We start from the raw sequence: 18,924 nt of genomic DNA on the forward strand, positions 1-18,924 counted from the left end.
TCTTTACAAAATTTAGTGAAAAAAAATAAAACCTCATATATTATAAGTAATTATATCTTTAGCTCTTTAGCTCATTACATGATAATCTTTAGTATAGTTTTTTTTAAAACCGTTTCGGTATTATTAAGTGTAGTAATAGGATTTTTAGCAGGTAAATATTCAAATGTTGAAAGAGATAGTATCTCTTCGTTACTATTCTATTTTATATCGCCTATAGTATTTTTTACGATACCTGCTAGTACAACCTTAACACTTGCGGCATTAAGCGTTACGGTTGTAACATTTGTAATTGCAACACTCTTATCGCTCTTTTCTTATTATTTTTTTGGTAAATTTTGGCAGGATCATACACGTAATATTATAGCTTTGTCTGCAGGTACGGCAAATGGTGGGTATTTTATGTTGCCTATAGCTGCAGCACTTTTTGATGATTATACATTAAGTATTTACATGATGGCTGTCATAGGAGTGAATATTTATGAATGTTCCGTCGGCTTTTATATTTGTATGAGGAGCTTTGCTAATACCACCGATAGTATATTAAAAGTAGTAAAATTACCGATTTTAAACGCTTTTTTCTTGGGATGTTTATTTAGTTTTTGCGGTTTTACTTTACCGGATTTTTTAGATGATTTTATATATAATATGAAAGGCTCTTTTTCGATACTCGGTATGGTGATGGTGGGTCTTGCTCTTTCGTCTCTACAAAAATTTAAAGTCGATATCAAATTTACTCTTGCTACTTTTGCTGCTAAATTTCTATTCTATCCTTTGGGAGTAGGGTTATTTGTCATGTTTGATCATTTTGTAACAAAATGGTATAACAATGATTACTATAATGCCCTAAAACTACTTTCTACGGCACCACTCGCAGCAAATACTATAGTTATAGCGAATTTACAGAAATTTTACCCTGAAAAAGTTGCAGCTGCTGTGTTTTTATCTTTGCTTTTTGTAGTTATATATATGCCGACCATGGTCAGTATATTTTTAAGTGACTTAAATTAATAACATGATGTCAATTGATGACAATGATTTTTTTAAAATTTATTCTAAATTGGTATTAATAGGTTCATATGAAAATTAATTCAATAAAAATTGGTCCCTATATTAATTTATTACCTCTTCAATATATACCGAAACATAAAATTTCTTATGTGGAATTCGGTGATTCTAAAAATAGAAATATAATAGTATGTGCTCACGGTTTAACTAGAAATGCTCATGATTTTGATAAAATAGCTAAAGAGTTGAGTAAAAATTATAGAGTAATTGCAATAAATTATCCCGGTCGCAGTGATAGCGAAAATTTTAAAAAAGCTAATCATTATAACTATACGACTTATATTAAAGATACGTTATTTTTTTTAAAAAGGCTAAATATCAAAAATCCTATTTGGCTTGGTACTTCAATGGGCGGTATTATAGGTATGGTACTTGCCAGTAAATATAAAAATATTTTTAAAGCCTTAATATTAAATGATATAGGGGCATTTATTGATGCTGCTCCTTTAATTAAAATTGGAGGTTATGCTAAAAAAACGATGCTCTTAGATGATTTGGCTAGTGCAAAAGAACATTTAAAACTTATTTATGCACAAAGCGGTATTAAAGATGAAGAAGATTGGGATTATTTAACAAAATATAGTGTAATTTTTACATTCGGCGGAAAATATAAAATGAATTATGATCCTGCTATAACAAAAGGAATGAAAAATGCTAGTAACCAGGAAGATATTAAACTATGGTCTGTATGGAATAAAATAAAATGTAGAATATTAGTAATTCATGGGATGAAATCTCAAATTTTAACAAAATCTACTATTAAAAAGATGAAAGAAACAAAAGTTTTTGATCTTTATGAAATAAAATATGCCGGTCATGCTCCTTCTCTAATGAACCCTGAAGAAATTAACTATGTCAAATCTTGGTTAGAAAAGAAGTCTTAGATTGTGTGACCTTGTGTTGTACGAACGTTCAGGATGTCATTCCCGAGGAAGCGGGAATCCAGAAAAAATAACCTTAATCTTGGTACAAAAATTACATATTTAATAAAATAAACATATAAAAAAACTGTTTTTTATATGTTTTTCTGGATTCCTGCTTTCGTATGAATGACATAGGCATCATTTAAATTAATAAATAATAATTATGAAAATTACTACTAAAGTACTAATAATAGGTTCAGGACCTGCAGGCTTAAGTGCCGCTATTTATACAGCTAGAGCTGCTTTAAAACCAATATTAATAAATGGTATGCAGCCAGGCGGGCAGCTTACAATTACCACCGATGTTGAGAACTATCCAGGATTTGCGGAAACGGTGCAAGGACCTTGGCTTATGGAGCAGATGTCTATGCAGGCTAAAAATGTCGGTACGGAAATTGTTCGTGATTACGTAGAAAAGGTGGATTTATCAAAAAGACCTTTTAAAGTATTTACAGGAGCAGGAAATGAATATGACGCGGAGAGCATAATAATTTGTACCGGTGCGGAAGCAAAATGGCTTGGTATAGCTTCAGAGCAGAAATTTCGTGGTTTTGGTGTTTCGGCATGTGCTACTTGCGATGGTTTCTTTTTTAAGAATCAAGAAATAGTTGTAGTAGGGGGAGGAAATAGTGCAGTAGAAGAAGCTTTATACTTAACCAATCATGCTAGCAAAGTCACTATAGTGCATAGAAGAGATAGTTTTAGAGCTGAGAAAATATTACAGGATCGATTATTTAAAAATCCTAAAATATCAGTAATTTGGGATCATGTAGTAGATGAGATTGTAGGTAGCAATAAACCAAAATCCGTTACCGGAGTTAAAATTCAAAATGTTCACACCAAAGAGATTAGTTTATTGAATTGTAGCGGTGTATTTATAGCTATTGGGCATGCACCGAATACGGGGCTATTTATCGGACAAATTGTAATGGATGACGATAATTATATCATCACGAAGTCAGGCACTACTAGAACTAGTGTAGAAGGTGTTTTTGCTGCTGGTGACGTTCAGGATAAAATTTATAGACAAGCAGTAACTGCTGCAGGAACAGGCTGTATGGCGGCTCTTGAGGCTGAAAAATTTCTAAATAAATAATTTAGATTTTTTAGCTGTAAATTAACATATAAGTTAATAAAAAATTATTGCATTCAGTAAGACACTTATTATAGTCATTGTGTATTAATTTAATTAGGTACAAATATAATGACTTGGAACATAATAAATATACCACCACAAAAACAAAATATTGATACATATCCATTACTTATGAAATTTTTAGTTGGATGAGGTAATTTTAACATACAAAATTTAGAAACATTGAAAAATGCTAATTTAGAAATAGAGCTAGAAGAAGCCGCATTTTCACAAAAATTTTTAATATATTCTGCAATAAAATTTTACTTAAATCATTTTTATCCAAATAGCCAAAGTGAACAATTTACAGAGCTAGAAATAACCGGAGTTAGATATGATCAAGTGATAAAGGCTCCTGATATTAGGTTAGCTACTGATAAGCCTACAACTAATAATATATTTAAAAATTTTACTTTTGACTCAATGTTACATCAGAATTGGATTTTTAATGGAGATGACTCAAATGGTTGGCTGTTAGCAAATATAAATCTTAATAAAGGCGGTTATTTAATAACTTAGAAAAAGTATTTCTCTCAGCTGTGATCTCTTTAGAGTTACAATTAATAAATCCTAAGAAAAAATATTACTCTGATATTTCATCTGAGGTTATTGAGTATGCGTGGGGAAATATTAAAGGAGTTAAAGGTAATTATTTAGAGCCATTCAAGAATTTAATAGCTTTTGGCAAAGAAGAAATAAGTCCCTCTGAGTTATGGGTTAAAATAGCTGAGGCTATAAAGGTAGGTAAAGTATCAAATTTATTGTGAGAAAATATTCTAGAAGACTTAAACAAGGCAGGTGTATTACTTTATTATAATATAACTGAAAACTCTGCTATATTATCTGACATTGGATATAAATTTCCTCAAGAAATATTGAATCTTATATTAAACGCAATAGCTCCTGAAGATATCATTAATATTATAAAACATGCTAATTTGGAAAATATTTCTTATGATGTATTAGAAAGTCAAATGGGTGGTGAAGGTTCGGGTATAAATAATTCATTATAAATATTTCTCTTGCTAGTATTGCCGTATAATTTTAAGATAAGTTTGTAACACTTTTCTCGAGCCATGTAACAACGCCAATGTTCGCTTGCAATGACGATTTTAGTATCCACGCAGGTAATGAGAAATATATGAACTTACTTAAAAACATTACGGGAAAGAATTATATAAACGGTGAATTTATAGAGTTCGGGAAGCAAATGTCCGTTATTAATCCTGCGACCTTAAAAGAAATTGCTACAGTTCCGAATTTGGGATTGTCTGAGATTAATTCAGCGATTAATAATACGGTGACTAGTTTTTCTTTATGGTCACAAAGCGCATTTGAAGCGAGAATAGCGATTCTTAGAAGATGGTATAATTTAGTAATCGAAAATATTGAGGAGTTAAGTCATATATTAACCCTAGAGCAGGGTAAAGTACTTGCTGAATCAAAAAAAGAAATTTTATATGGAGCCTCTTTTATTGATTGGTATACATATGCTATACATAATATTCATTCGACTATCAAACCCGGTAAATAGTAAAACTCATAAAATTGTTACGCAATATGATCCTGTAGGACCGTCTGCTGCTATAACTCCTTGGAATTTTCCAAATGCAATGATTACTCGCAAGGTAGTACCTGCAATAGCTGCGGGTTGCAGCGTTATATTAAAACCGTCAAGTCTTACGCCTCTATCAGCTTTAGTACTTGCGAAATTTGCAAGCGATGCCGGTTTGCCTGCCGGAGTATTTAATGTAATTACAGGTAGTTCAGATATTATAGGTAAAGCTTTTTGTGAAGATTTTAGGCTTCGGGAATTATCATTTACCGGCTCTACAAATGTCGGTAAAATTCTATATCAAAATGCCGCAAATACTCTAAAACGTTTATCTTTGGAACTTGGAGGCAATGCTCCTTTCATTATAACGGCAGATAATAATTTAGAGAAAGTAGTAAGTGATTTAGTAATCGCTAAAACTAGAAATAGTGGACAGTCTTGTACTTCACCTAACAGAATATTTATAGAAGAATCTATATATGAAAAATTTATAGAAATTCTAAAGGCTAAATTTACTAAGCTTAAAGCCGGTGACGGATTTGATAAGGAATCGGATGTAGGTCCATTAATTAATTCTGCTGCCATAGAAAAAATACAAAAGTTACTCGCTGATGCACACAGTAAAGGAGCTAAATTAATTTGCGGCGGTAAAGCTGTTGATAATTTTATTGAGCCTACTATTATTATTGACTGTTTGGATAATATGGATATCTTTAGAACAGAAATATTCGGTCCGGTAGTTGCTTGTTATAAATTTAAAGATTTGGATGAAGTAATAGAACGTGCAAATAATACCGAATACGGCTTGCAAGGATATGTATATTCAAATAATATATCCGTGGCACAAATGATAGCGTCTAAGCTTGATTTTGGTATGGTATCGATTAACGACCCGTTACCTGCAAATGTAAAAGCACCTTTTGCAGGACGTAAAGCTTCAGGTTTTGGAGTTGAAGGCTCATTTGAAGGGATATTTGAATATCTAAATACGAAATATATAAATTTACAGAATTAAGAATACCCGCATGGTCCCTTTTATGTTATTCCTGCGAAAGCAGGAATCTAGTAAAGCATATAAAAAATTATTTTATATGCTTATTTTATAAAAAATATAATTCCTTGTAGCAGTATTAAGATTATTTTTTCTGGATTCCCGCTTTCGCGGGAATGACATAGAAAATATAATAATCTAAGTAATAAATAGTAAAAATTATGCTAGTGCTTGTAGATAATATTGAAGTACAAATTGAAAAAATTTATGAAGTATTTGATTTAATAGATAATGAAGGAGCTGATCTTTTGTTATGGGCAGTATCTGATTGTCTTGCCGAGCTATTAGATCAATATAAAGAATCGTTAACAATTGAATATGTTGATCCTTTGATGCAACTAATTAAAAGGTTTGAAGAGCAAAATACTATAATACCCAAAATGCTTAATAATGCTTTAAGCAATATATTATTAATCCTTGAAGATGGATGTAAATCTGAAGAATCAGAACTAATAGAAAATATAATTAATAGTTTAAATACTCTTAATATGTTAGGAGGACATGCATAGTAATCTTCCAAAAATCTCAATAGTTTTACCGGTTTATAATAGAAAGAAGCTATTACCTTTTGCTATTGAGAGCTGCCTTAATCAAAGCTTTAAAGACTTTGAGCTTATTATTATTGATGATTGCTCAAAAGATAATAGCGTTATAGTAGCTAGGACATATGCAGAGCAGGATTCACGTATTAAGGTAATAGTAAATGAGACCAATAAAAGATTACCGGCAAGTCTTAATATTGCTTTTAAAGAGGCCAAGGGGGAGTATTTTACTTGGACTTCAGATGATAATCTTTTCCATGAAAATGCTTTAGAAAAAATGGTTAAGATACTTGATAATTCACCTGAGATAGGGCTTGTATATACTGATTATACTTTGATCGATGACCACGGTAAAGTAGGAATAAGACTTTATCAAGAACCTCCTGAGTTTTTACCGATTAGAGATTGCGTCGGTGCATGTTTCTTATATAGAGCCGATTTAGCAAGGCACGTAGGTGGATATAATGAAAATATGCAGTTAGTGGATGATTATGAATATTGGCTAAGGTTTGGGCTTGTTACGAAATTTGCTTATATACCGGAATCTTTATATTTCTACCGAGTACATGATCAAAGCTTAACAATAGAGCGTAAAGTAGAAGCAAAACAGGCAAAAAGAGTTTTAAAAGAATTATTTAAAGATCAATATATTATTCCTGCTGAGATTAAACCTATAAATGATTTATATAATTGGTTTATTGAAGATAGAAATTTAAGCTCTTATTTTAGGTTATTTAAAATAATTATTTGTAGTCCGATAATTACTATTTCGTATATTATTAAAAATCTAAGAAGAATAAGGTGATATTTTAATGCTTTAATGTCATTCCCGCTTTTGCGGGAATGGCGTAGAGACATAGCACAACATCCTTAAAACAAATGCAAAATCAAGATTTCATATATACACTAAATCCAGAACAGCAAAAAGCAGTTCTTCACACTGAAGGACCGCTTTTATTGCTTGCAGGTGCAGGGACAGGTAAAACAAAGGTACTGACCTCAAGAATAGCTAATATTATTCACCAAAATTTAGCCTCACCTCAAAATATTCTAGCCGTTACTTTTACTAATAAAGCTGCTAAAGAAATGGCTGAAAGAGTTAATAGTCTAATTAATTGTTATGGTCTTAATATAGGCACTTTCCACTCAATGGCAGCTAGGATATTACGTGACCAGATTGAGCATTTAAATCTTGGTTTAAATAATAGATTTACTATTATTAGTCATGATGATCAATTAAAACTAGTGAAAGATATAGTAAAGCTAAAAGATATTGATACTAAAAAATATGCTCCTAAATTGATACATATCATAATTTCTAGATGGAAAGATCAAGGATTATTACCAACTAAACTATCAGTATCAGATACTAATTTACCGCTGCAGAGGGTTGCAAAACTTGTATACGAAGAATATCAGAAAAATTTACTTATTTCTAATGTTTTAGATTTTGGAGATTTGCTACTTTATAATAATGAGCTTTTTATTAAAAACCCTGAAATACTAAGATATTACCAAGAAAAATATCGATATATTTTAATCGATGAATATCAAGACACTAACGTTGTCCAGTATTTATGGGCAAGAATGCTCGCAAGTTTATATAAAAATATTTGCTGTGTAGGGGATGATGATCAATCTATTTATGGTTGGCGAGGAGCAGAAGTCGGGAATATATTACGTTTTGAAAAAGATTTTGCAGGTGCAACAATTATTAAATTAGAGCAGAATTATAGATCAACTTTGCCAATACTTGCCGCCGCTTCCAATATTATCAATAATAATAAAAACCGTCACGGTAAAACCTTATGGACGGATAGGGAAAGCGGTGAAAAGATAAAAATTATCTCTTGTTGGAGTGATAAAGAAGAAGCAAGATATATAGCCGGTGAAATAGATAAGTTAGTGCGAGAAAACCGGTATAATGCCGGCAATATTGCAATATTAGTACGAGCCGGATTTCAAACAAGAAGTTTTGAGGAAGCGTTTATAAATAGTGCTATGCCTTATAAAATTATAGGCGGTTTGCGGTTCTATGAACGTATGGAAATAAGAGACGTGCTTGCTTATATCCGTATATCTTTGAATCAAAATGACAATCTAGCACTTGAGCGTATTATAAATGTGCCGAAAAGGGCGATAGGTGCAGCTAGCTTAAATAAAATTAGAGTCTATGCACTTGAGCGAAATATTTCTAATTTCGCAGCCATTAAAGAAATGCTAGAAATAGGTGAGATTAAAGCAAAATCATATGAAACTCTAAAAGATTTGGTTACTAAAATCGATAATTGGTACGCAAGATTTAGTATAGATGCTCCAATAAACGTAGTTAAAGCAATACTTGATGATTCCGGTTATCTTGAAATGCTTCAAGAAGAAAAAACCGAAGAAGCATTCGGTAGAATCGAAAATATTAACGAAATGCTTAGAGCTATTGCTGAATTTAACGATGTTCATGATTTTATCGAACATTCAAGCTTAGTTATGGAAAATGAAGTGCTTGAAACCAATTACGGTGGCTCTGTTACTATAATGACCCTGCATGCAGCTAAAGGGCTTGAGTTTGACGTGGTATTTTTACCGGGCTGGGAAGAGGGGGTATTTCCGTCTCAAAGATCTCTAGACGAAGACGGCGAAAAAGGCTTAGAAGAAGAACGCCGCATTGCTTATGTCGGCATTACGAGAGCCAAGAAAGACCTCTACATTACTCATGCTGAAAGCAGAAAAATATTTTATGAAATAGTCCGTTCTTACCCTTCAAGGTTCATAACCGAAATCCCTGATGAAATTACGATCAGGACCTCTTCTATGAAAAAATACAATTCTTTTTATAAGTTTTAATTAATTTTCATTCATAAATTTTAAATTGGTTTGCATTCTTTAACTAATTATTATCTAATTTAATTAATAATAATTAATAGAGGAAGTGATATGGCTAAAGATGCTAATAAACCTGAAGGAAATCGTCAGGTTCATTAAGTACAGAAGAATTATATAATAAATTTTTAGGCAATATAAGTAGTATTGATAGTAAATTTAATACTCAAATTAAATTTTTTAAAGATACTTCTGCTCCTCTTAACTATGTTGCCGCTACTAGACAAAATATTTTTACTGCAATAGAATCGCAGTTTGCTCCTTTTAGTACTAATTATTTACCAAATGATGTAGTTCAATCTTTAACTGACACTATATATAACACTCATGATGAAGTAACTAAATTAATTTCGTCGGAAGAGGAAAAAGGAAAATATAGCGTTGCAAATGCTAAAAATGCAGCTGCTTTAAAAGGTTTTGCCAATAGATTTAAGTGAGTCTCAAGTAGAGCAGATGAACGACGAAAAACGTAATGGCTTAAGCGAAGATGAAGTGATGGATATTAAAAAACCATTAGAAAAAGCTATGTTAGAATTAGCTAACCAAAAAATATCTAAAGAACAATATAGAGAGAAATTAATAGATAACCTTAAAGAAAATGTTTCAGAAACAACATTAGGTAACTACAGAAAATTTCTTACTAAAAATACTACCCCTAAACTTGATAAACAAGAGCAAATTAATGATCCAAAACAAGTAGAAGCATTAACACAAGCAGCATTAAAGATAGCTGAATTTTTTAAAATTACTTTTCAAACAAATAAAAACGAAGCAAAAGCTTTATAGTCTATTAATGAGTTAGGAGTAAATGAGCCTAATATAATTAAAACTTTATTACCAGCGATTAGTAAACTACCGCCTGAAAAAATGATAGAGCAAGGTAAAGAAATTATCAAGAATTTTGCCCCATTACTTGAGAGCAGCAATCCTGCACTTTAACGGTACTAAAAGAGTATTAGCAGAGTTAAATCCTGGATATTTAAGGAACACGGATGGGGAGAAAGTATAGCATTAGAATTACAAAGAGTAACCAAACCTAAGCTATGGCAAAGAATAGTAGCAGTTTTTACCGGTACGGATTATGCTCAAAAAAATATAGATAAAGCATTTACTAACTTTGAAAAAAGTAATAGTCTACATATAGAAACGAAAAATTTGTCGGAAGAACTACAAGGAGAAAAACAAGCACCAAATATTGTAAAGCAAAATAAAACAATACCCCAAGGCTATAAGTCTTCTATATCAACCCCTATATCTCATGTTGAAAACCTTAATAAAAGTAGAGAGAGTGGACAATAGTCAGAGCATAGTAAGTAGTGATTTATATGATAATATAGTTGCAAATTTTTAAAAGGTTTGATAATTTAGTTCATTATATCAAATAACTTAATAATGAGTATTATATGGTAGAGATTATAACTAATATAGATGATACTATTAAAAAAAACGATGAGGTGACTGAGATATTGGCTGCAGTAAAAGCTAAAATAGTTGATATAAAAAACGTAGATAGTAGATTAGATACTTTGAATAAAAATATTGTTACTCCCGATCCTATTCAACAATATTTACAATCTGAAGAATATATCACTAGTACGCTTGAAGTACTTGCCAGTAAAATTATTAGTAAAGTTGTAGAAAATAAAGATATACAAAAATTAGTAGATAACTTGCATATCAATTTAGGACAAGATATAAAACTAATACCTAGTGTCGCAGATAAGCTAAAGTTTGATGTCGCAAGGGCTGAAGCAGCACTTAAGGGTTTTGTACTTCCTCTAAATAAAGGAGGACCTTTTGATGAATTATCATTGATGGGTATAGAAGATGAAGAAGAAATCTTTGCCAATCCTATAAGAGCAACTAAAGAAGCATTAATAGCCGTAAGCGGAAAGTCTATACCTAAAGAGCAATATGCACAGGCTGTAAAAGATCAAGCTATAGAAATCTTAAAACAAGATCCTAAAAACACTCCAGACAAACTTGAGAAATATGAAAAATTTATTATTCAAGGAGATCAAAACCAGAAATTTAATAAAGATAGTAAGCAGTTTATCCCAAGAGTAAATCAATTATCTCAAGTGGAATTTAAGGAATTACAAAAGGCAGCCACTTATACGGTGCAGCAGATTAGTAATAGATTAGAAAAAAATAATAAAATTAGTAAGCAATTAGAACAAACTATTATACTTACTAACTCATCAGGCATAAAGAATCCTGAAATAATAAGGGAATTAAATAAGTTAGATTCTACTTATCTAACTGAGAATAGTACTAAAATAGCCACTGAATTAAAAGATATTAATGATAGGGGTACTTCTTTATGGGAAAAATTTAAGCAGATATTTACAGGTAGAAACTATTTGGAAGAAAGATTAGGAAAAGTTGTAGATAAATATATTACTCTGAGTGATGGATATGTAGTGAAGACAATTAATGATAAAATCTTTTCAAGCGCTTTAACAAATTCTGAAATTACTGCAGGTCTAACAAAATTTTTAAATGAAAATAAAGATAAAGTAGCAACTAATCCTGAATTTAAAAATTTAATTTCTGTTACGGGTGAGCCTATTATAGTTCAACCGCAACAAGTTAATAATTTTAATTTAGCGGAACTCAGAAAAATCAATCCAATAGCATTTGATAAAACCATATTTGAAGATTCAATAAAACTAAGAAGTTCTAATATAAAACTTCCGCAAATCACTCCTAATACTTCTACTAAAAATCAAGAAGCAGTAAGAAGAAAGGGTTAAATTTTAATATAACTTCATCATTGTGAGGAGGCTTTGTTACATTGCTTCTATGTCATTCCCGCGAAAGCGGGAATCTAGATTTTTTAGAGTCACCCCGTGGCGTGACCACGGGGTCTTGTATCACCAGCTGAGTCCTAAGATACCGCGATCAAGTCGCGGTATGACATTAAAGGTTACTAGATTGCTGCTTTCGCAGAAATGACATCAGAACATAAAGATTTAGGTGAGATGCTTAAATACTCCTCTTTCCATAATTCATTATAAAGAATAGGATCGATATTACCGCCTGAGATTAGTACTAGTAATTTTTGAGGTTTGGATTGTGTTTTTAAAAAATTTACCACTGAAACCATGTTTATACTACTTGACGGCTCGCATATTACTTTAAGTAAATGAGTAAGCCACGCCGTCCAGTAATATATTTCATGTTCTTCTGCTAAATAAAAATCATCAAGTTTTTTCAGATATTCAAATGTACGAGCTGATATACTCAAGGTTTTAAGACCGTCCGCAATAGTATTCGGAGCATAGTTAAATCTATATGTTTTATTATCTTTAACAGATAAATAAGCATCATTGGCATTTAAAGGTTCTGAACCTATTAACAAGCTTGTCGGTGATATTAATTCCTTGGCAAGATATGCGCCGGAAATTAAACCACCGCCGCCGCAAGAGGCAAAAATAGCATCAGGACTAAAACCTAGCTGCTGTAATGCTTCATAGCATAACGTGCCTGCTCCTGCTATTGTAGAATCACTATCGGAAGGATGCATATAGTAAAATCCTTGCTTTTCATCTTCTTTTGCTTTTTCTTCCGCTTCTTGTCGAGTATATGTATATATAACTTCACCGCCGTAATAAAGAGCTGCTTGCTGTTTTACTTTTGAAGTATTTAACGGTAAATAAATCCTTGTTTTAATACCGAATAATTTACTCGCATAAGCAAGACCGATTCCATGGTTACCCGTACTATAACCGACTATTTTATCAGGTAATTTTCCTTGCTCTTTTAATTCTAATAAATGATTTAATACGCCTCTAACTTTAAATGCACCGGTTTTTTGTAATGATTCAACCTTAAAAAAAATCTCATGACCGAGCATCTCATTTAAGCTTTCAGAGTGAACGATCGGAGTTAAATGTAGATATTGTTTTATTCTATTATGTGCGGCTGCTATATTTTGAGGAGGTTGTAGTAATAAATTCATAAATATAATTAATAATGGTAGCTTGAAATCAGGTTGATACTATATTATATAGTTAATAATTAGAAATTTTAAAAGGTTTTAATTGATGAATAAAAAATCCCTTCCGTTAATGGCACTGAGAGATATGGTAGTATTCCCGGGAGTGATTGCTCCTATTTTTGTGGGTAGGCAAAAATCGCTGCAAGCACTCTCTCATACTACCATTTCTGAGGAGGATAATAGTAAATATATTTTAGTAACTTTACAGAAAAAATTTGATCAAGAAAACCCTAGTACACACGAACTTTATAACATAGCTATACTTGCCAAGATTATCCAAATAGTGAAGCTGCCTAATAATACGGCAAAAATCTTAATAGAAGCAGTAGCAAGAGTAAAGCTAAGCAATATCAAAGGCGAGGGAGCTTTTGAAGCAAATTACGAAATTATTCCGGATGAAGAAATATTTGACGTTAATAACATGCGTTCACTCGTTGATAATGCAGTACAACTATTTAGTCAATATGCGATTAATGATAAGAAAGTTAATGCAGAAATTATTGAAACTATCAATAAAGAAATAAGTAATAGTACTAATTTCATAGATATTATAAATATATTAGCCTCACATTTGATAACTTCACTTGAGGCAAAGCAGCATTTATTAGAAGAAACTAGTCCTTTTAAGCGTATCACTACGGTTATTAGTACGCTTACTTCCAATATAGTAAATTCAGAAACCGAGCAGGCATTGCAGCAAAGAGTAAGAAAGCAAATCGAAAAAACGCAGCGTGATTATTATCTGCACGAACAAATGAAAGCTATTCAAAAAGAGCTTGATGAAGATAAATCAGAACTTGCCGATATTGAGAAAAAAATTAAAAGTTTAAAATTATCAAAAGAAGCAAAAGAAAAAGCTGAGGCTGAACTTAAGAAACTCCGTACCATGAACCAAATGTCAGCGGAGTCGGGAGTAACGCGTAACTATCTTGAGACATTGCTTAGCCTACCTTGGGGTAAGTATAGTAATAGCAAAATAGATATTAACCAAGCAGAGAAAATTTTAAATCGTGACCATTTTGGACTCGAAAAAGTTAAAGAACGAATTATAGAATATTTAGCGGTATTACAGCGTTCAAGTAAAATTAGAGGACCTATATTATGTTTAATAGGTCCGCCAGGGGTCGGTAAAACTTCACTTGTAAAATCTATTGCCGAAGGAATGAGCAGAAAATATACTAAACTTGCGCTCGGCGGTGTTAGAGATGAAGCAGAAATCAGAGGGCATAGAAAAACTTACCTTGGATCAATGCCTGGTAAAATTTTAGGTCAACTTAAGAAAGTTAAGACTAGTAATCCTGTAATGCTGCTTGATGAAATCGATAAAATGAGTTCTGATTTTAGAGGTGATCCGGCATCCGCTTTGCTTGAGGTATTAGACCCTGAGCAGAATAGTCACTTTGTTGATCATTATCTAGAAGTAGAATATGATCTATCAAATGTAATATTTATTGCTACTGCTAACTCTCATGATTTACCTAGAGCTTTAAGTGATAGAATGGAAAAAATATATATTTCCGGTTATGTAGAGGAAGCAAAGCTCCAAATTGCCAGAAATTATTTAGTTCCAAAACAATTTAAAATGCATAAAATCAAAAAAGATGAAATTACTATATCCGAGACAGCAATTTTGGATTTAATTAGATATTATACCAAGGAATCAGGTGTAAGAGCTTTAGAGCGTGAAATAGGGGCATTAACTAGAAAAGCATTAAAGCAGATTTTAGCAGATAAAAGTGTTAAGCATATCGCCATAGATAGTAATAATCTTGAAGAATTTTTAGGAGCTAAGAAATATAATTTCGGGCTTGCCGAGACAGAAGATCAAATAGGAAGTACTACGGGACTTGCTTACACTGAAGTAGGCGGAGAGCTTTTAACTATAGAGGCTTTAGCATTTCCAGGGAAAGGTGAAATAAAGACCACCGGAAAACTTGGTGATGTTATGAAAGAATCGGCAATGGCTGCCTATAGTTGTTTTAGAAGCAGAGCAACAAATTTTGGATTAAAGTACGACAATTATAAAGATTTTGATATTCACATTCACGTACCAGCTGGAGCTATTCCAAAAGATGGACCGTCTGCCGGCTGTGCTTTGTTTACGACTATTGTTTCGTTGATGACTAAAATACCCGTACATCATACTGTAGCAATGACTGGTGAAATTACTTTAAGAGGCAATGTTTTACCTATAGGTGGTCTTAAAGAGAAGTTACTTGCTGCAAGTAGGGGAGGTATTAAAACCGTGTTGATTCCTGAAGAGAATGTCAAAGATTTGAAAGATATACCGCCAAATATAAAAGAAAGCCTAGAAATTATATCTGTATCAAATATTGATCAAGTACTTAAGCATGCTTTGGTAGGAATACCGATAAATAAATAGAGATTTGTTAATAGTCAAAATATCATATATTAAATTAATGCAAGCTATAGTAAAGTAATTCTTTTTGACTTTTCAATCAAAATGCGATTTTTCTTGCTTAATTCCTGACTATCTTTATTATAAGCTTTCTTCCTTACGCCTGTCACTAAATTGGGCTGAATTGACTATATTGTTGCGTGGATCAATTTCACCTCTGTCATCCCTGTGGCTTGACCACGGGATCCAGTTAAAAATACTAATAATTTTAGTATTCTTTATTGTTTTTATGGACCCCGCGTGGGGGGGGTGACACAGTAATGCTGCTACTACTGCGGCAGCTACTCAAAGCGGCTTATCCGAGGTAGTAAAATCCATGCCTACAATAAAAGACAAAACAGCTTAGTTTATCTTTCTGCTTTCCAACTTTCATTGAGAAATTCCTTTAACTTAATTCTAAATACATAATTAAATTTCTACACTACCAAGTAACAATATTTTTTTGGTACAGCATCGTTCAGAAAGCTTGATACAAGTGAATTTTCTGACATTCGCCTTTGCTCACGTACTTTTGTACGTTCCGCAGGCTCAGTCGTCAATTCATCTTGTCTAAAGCTTTCTGAATCTAGCTCTATCTGCTTCTATTTTATTGTTGTAAAAAAGTTGCTACAAATTATTAATTAAATGTATTGGGGTTAATATTAATGAAAGAATCAAAAATATTAAGAAAATTTTTAGCAACGGCATCATTACGCAGAACATTATTCACTAGCTCTAATACTGCAGGAGCAACAATTCCTAATCTCGGTAGCGTAAGCTTGAGTACCGGTGCTGGTCTTGTAGGAGGAGTATTGAATAATGGCAATATTATTCAAATAGCGGTTGGAGGGTTTGGAATTAAAATATCGGCAGATAAAGCAAATGCTGTTATTGGCGGGATAAATACATTAATAGCACTACCTGCTTTTGGTGGGGTTGAGGTAAGTCAAAATGTATCAATAGGTGCTCTTAGTGCAACAGTAGGTCTTACTCCTAATTTCGGTCCTCTTAAATTTATTAATAATAATGTTACGTCAATTATTACCGGAGTCGGTAATCAAACATTTAGTAATATAGATTTCGCCGGTAAGAATTCTACTTTACAAATTAATAACGGTCTAAATATTACAACTCAGATAGATAATACGGTAGCTGGCAATAACGGTACAATAACATTTGCAGGTACGGGTACTATATTAAATCACACAGGTCTAACTAACTCTCTTTCCGGAATAAATGTAGGAAACGGGGAAGCACAGATTTATATGCCCAGAGCAGGTAATATTACAATTAATGCTGCAAATATAAATCTTACTAACAATAACCCTATACTTACTCTTTTTGATAGTAATATAACAACGTTAACGGGTAATATAAATAATACTACCGGCATTGACGGTCAAGGGATACTAAATCTAGCTCATGATCTTGGTAGTAGTAACATAATAACAGGCGATATAGGTAATATAGGCTCATTAGCCGCAGTAAATGTTTTACTTGGGTCGGCAACACTTAATTCTACAATATTAAAAGCTACTAATATTAATTTACAATAGTAATACGTCCGTACTTAATTTAGATGACGACATAACGGTTACGGGTAATATAGACGGTGCTAACGGAGTAAACGGTACATTAAATTTTATAGGGAATGCTACACTTAACAGAAATATAAATAATTTCAATATACTTCAGTGTAATGGAGGTAATGGTAAGACTCTTGATTTACAAGGTAATACTACGGTAAATAGTATTGTTTTTGCAGATAGTGTTTTAGCTTCGGGAACTATAAGTGTTAACGGTCTATTAGATGTAGGAGGTATTACTTTTAATAATAGTAATGCTAGGCGGCGGTACTTTTTAATAATAAATACCGAAAATACAATCAATGTTGCATTATTAAACGCTATAAAAGCAAAAATACAAATAAATGCTAATTTAACAATCAATGATCCAAGTGCCGGAGATGTAGGTGATATTAGAATAGCGGATAATACGACATATACAATAGATGCAGCAAATGGGAATGTAAATTTGCTAAATAACGGTGCTAAGATAATATTTGAAGGACCAAATTCAGAATTAGATTTAGTGAATACTAGTAACATACATGATAGGCAATTTACCTTATATAATAATTTAAACAAATCTGGCAATGATGAATATGGAATAGTGAGAATAGGAGCAATCACAAAATACCTAACTATAGCAAATAACGGTGGACCTTATACTATAGGGCAGGATAATACCCATCGCCTTAAGAATTTCATAGTAGACGGAGCAGGTGATGTTGTAGTCGATAATACGGTATTTACGAAGTTACTTAGTATGAACAGCAGGTAACATTTAACCAAGCTTTAGACCTAGGAGCGGGTGGTAACATATTATTTAGAGCAGATGGTGAGTTAATAGTAAATGGTATGACCAGTTCAGTTACAACCTCTGCAAATAACCAAGGAACACTGACAATACAAAGCGGTAATGTTAACGGTATGATTGGAGCTAACGGCAGCAGCTTAAAATTCGTAAATATCGGAGTAAACCCCATTACGTTCTCAGCTAATGTATTTGTTCCCGTAGCTTTAAATAAGAATGGCTCTATCTTAGCTTTAGCAGATGGGGTTACGCTAACCGGAGCAGTGACAACTACTGCCGGAGACGGAAGCGGTAAGTTAATATTTGCAGGTGATGGAACGGTAACAGGTAGCGTAGGAGCAAATGGAGCAGTACTTAGCACCGGTGGTGTGAATTTTATAGGTGACGGTAATGTAACTCAAAATATAGGTACGGATGCTGCAAATAGCCCTGCTAATATAAATATCCCTAACTTTACTTAATTCAGTAATATCCATTGCGGCAATTAATTTTTGTGCTTCTGCGGTATTTTCTTTCTGTATAGTTCTTATTAATGCTTGATTTGAGGGTTGAAACCATCTAAACATAATTATTTTCTTATTAAATTCTATAAATTTTAATATTTTATTAAAAATGAGTTTATAGATAGAATCATAACAAGAAGTTTTAAGAAAACAATAGAAATTTAACTAAAAGTGCAAATAAATGAGTTGAGGTTGCTTTAAGGAATATACAAAGTTAGTTTTTTATAATATTTAAAATTCGGAATTTAAAAGAGTTTAATATAACAATTAAAATAAAAGGCGAATAAAAGGAGCATATGGATTTTTTAGAAAACGACGGGAAATCCCGAAACCCTGAAAGGGCTTGGCGAGAGCGACGGGACTCGAACCCGCGACCTTCTGCGTGACAGGCAGACGCTCTAACCAACTGAGCTACACCCCCTTATATACCCTTCTGCTTTTAAGAATTGCTCTTTCATTTTATCAAGGATTGCATCCTCATCTATTAAGTATAGGC

Annotated in this window: 17 protein-coding genes, 1 tRNA gene and 1 pseudogene; 17 read left to right on the forward strand and 2 right to left on the reverse strand. The window is 32.4% G+C overall.

The features are described from left to right. Window positions 1-78 precede the first annotated feature (78 nt). The 13 genes and pseudogenes from O6R16_RS04940 to O6R16_RS05000 all read left to right on the forward strand — a co-directional run bounded on the left by O6R16_RS04940 (window position 79) and on the right by O6R16_RS05000 (window position 11,904). Entirely contained in the window at window positions 79-1,008 is a 930-nt protein-coding gene (locus tag O6R16_RS04940) for an AEC family transporter (RefSeq protein ID WP_499680343.1), read from the forward strand. A 68-nt stretch (window positions 1,009-1,076) separates the two neighbouring features. Beyond that, window positions 1,077-1,949 (forward strand): alpha/beta fold hydrolase, encoded by an 873-nt coding sequence (locus O6R16_RS04945; RefSeq protein ID WP_499680256.1) that lies wholly within the window; start codon window positions 1,077-1,079, stop codon window positions 1,947-1,949. Between the two features lie 202 nt (window positions 1,950-2,151). Continuing rightward, window positions 2,152-3,084 (forward strand): thioredoxin-disulfide reductase, encoded by a 933-nt coding sequence (trxB, locus tag O6R16_RS04950; RefSeq protein ID WP_499680257.1) that lies wholly within the window; start codon window positions 2,152-2,154, stop codon window positions 3,082-3,084. Window positions 3,085-3,306: 222 nt separating this feature from the next. Continuing rightward, complete coding sequence (locus O6R16_RS04955) at window positions 3,307-3,642, forward strand: hypothetical protein (protein ID WP_499680258.1); 336 nt, start codon at window positions 3,307-3,309, stop codon at window positions 3,640-3,642. Between the two features lie 20 nt (window positions 3,643-3,662). After that, window positions 3,663-3,890 (forward strand): hypothetical protein, encoded by a 228-nt coding sequence (locus O6R16_RS04960; RefSeq protein WP_499680259.1) that lies wholly within the window; start codon window positions 3,663-3,665, stop codon window positions 3,888-3,890. Between the two features lie 108 nt (window positions 3,891-3,998). Beyond that, window positions 3,999-4,136, forward strand: coding sequence for a hypothetical protein (locus tag O6R16_RS04965; protein ID WP_499680260.1), 138 nt, complete (start codon window positions 3,999-4,001; stop codon window positions 4,134-4,136). Window positions 4,137-4,264: 128 nt separating this feature from the next. Beyond that, window positions 4,265-5,693, forward strand: a pseudogene (locus tag O6R16_RS04970) (NAD-dependent succinate-semialdehyde dehydrogenase). Between the two features lie 197 nt (window positions 5,694-5,890). Further along, on the forward strand, window positions 5,891-6,238 hold the full coding sequence (locus O6R16_RS04975; RefSeq protein WP_499680261.1) for a hypothetical protein: 348 nt from the start codon (window positions 5,891-5,893) through the stop codon (window positions 6,236-6,238). Further along, window positions 6,231-7,076: a glycosyltransferase gene (locus tag O6R16_RS04980; protein ID WP_499680262.1), complete on the forward strand. Its 846-nt coding sequence runs from the start codon at window positions 6,231-6,233 to the stop codon at window positions 7,074-7,076. The genes O6R16_RS04975 and O6R16_RS04980 overlap by 8 nt, the downstream gene beginning before the upstream one ends. A 74-nt stretch (window positions 7,077-7,150) precedes the next feature. Further along, entirely contained in the window at window positions 7,151-9,112 is a 1,962-nt protein-coding gene (gene pcrA, locus O6R16_RS04985) for a DNA helicase PcrA (RefSeq protein WP_499680263.1), read from the forward strand. Between the two features lie 453 nt (window positions 9,113-9,565). Then, window positions 9,566-9,934 (forward strand): hypothetical protein, encoded by a 369-nt coding sequence (locus O6R16_RS04990; protein WP_499680264.1) that lies wholly within the window; start codon window positions 9,566-9,568, stop codon window positions 9,932-9,934. 369 nt (window positions 9,935-10,303) lie between these two features. After that, window positions 10,304-10,447, forward strand: coding sequence for a hypothetical protein (locus tag O6R16_RS04995; RefSeq protein ID WP_499680265.1), 144 nt, complete (start codon window positions 10,304-10,306; stop codon window positions 10,445-10,447). Window positions 10,448-10,551: 104 nt separating this feature from the next. Next, window positions 10,552-11,904, forward strand: a complete 1,353-nt coding sequence (locus O6R16_RS05000; protein WP_499680266.1) for a hypothetical protein — start codon at window positions 10,552-10,554, stop codon at window positions 11,902-11,904. Between the two features lie 176 nt (window positions 11,905-12,080). Here the strand turns inward: O6R16_RS05000 and O6R16_RS05005 are convergent, their stop codons facing one another. Then, window positions 12,081-13,112 carry a serine/threonine dehydratase gene (locus O6R16_RS05005; RefSeq protein WP_499680267.1) on the reverse strand — a complete coding sequence of 344 codons (1,032 nt, stop codon included), beginning with the start codon at window positions 13,110-13,112 and terminating at the stop codon, window positions 12,081-12,083. A gap of 85 nt (window positions 13,113-13,197) precedes the next feature. Between O6R16_RS05005 and lon the strand changes: the two genes are divergently transcribed. From lon to O6R16_RS05025, 4 genes are all read left to right on the forward strand, one after another. Further along, on the forward strand, window positions 13,198-15,534 hold the full coding sequence (lon, locus tag O6R16_RS05010; RefSeq protein ID WP_499680268.1) for an endopeptidase La: 2,337 nt from the start codon (window positions 13,198-13,200) through the stop codon (window positions 15,532-15,534). Window positions 15,535-16,214: 680 nt separating this feature from the next. Next, window positions 16,215-17,105, forward strand: coding sequence for a hypothetical protein (locus O6R16_RS05015; protein WP_499680269.1), 891 nt, complete (start codon window positions 16,215-16,217; stop codon window positions 17,103-17,105). 478 nt (window positions 17,106-17,583) lie between these two features. Further along, window positions 17,584-17,892, forward strand: a complete 309-nt coding sequence (locus O6R16_RS05020) for a hypothetical protein (protein ID WP_499680270.1) — start codon at window positions 17,584-17,586, stop codon at window positions 17,890-17,892. A 77-nt stretch (window positions 17,893-17,969) separates the two neighbouring features. After that, the gene (locus tag O6R16_RS05025) at window positions 17,970-18,386 is read left to right on the forward strand and encodes a hypothetical protein (RefSeq protein WP_499680271.1); all 417 of its coding nucleotides are present in this window, start codon (window positions 17,970-17,972) and stop codon (window positions 18,384-18,386) included. Window positions 18,387-18,772: 386 nt separating this feature from the next. Here the strand turns inward: O6R16_RS05025 and O6R16_RS05030 are convergent. Beyond that, window positions 18,773-18,849, reverse strand: a tRNA-Asp gene (locus O6R16_RS05030). Between the last annotated feature and the right edge of the window lie 75 nt (window positions 18,850-18,924).

The organism is Candidatus Rickettsia tasmaniensis, from assembly GCF_036857515.1.
In the GTDB taxonomy this organism is placed as follows: domain Bacteria; phylum Pseudomonadota; class Alphaproteobacteria; order Rickettsiales; family Rickettsiaceae; genus Rickettsia; species Rickettsia rickettsii.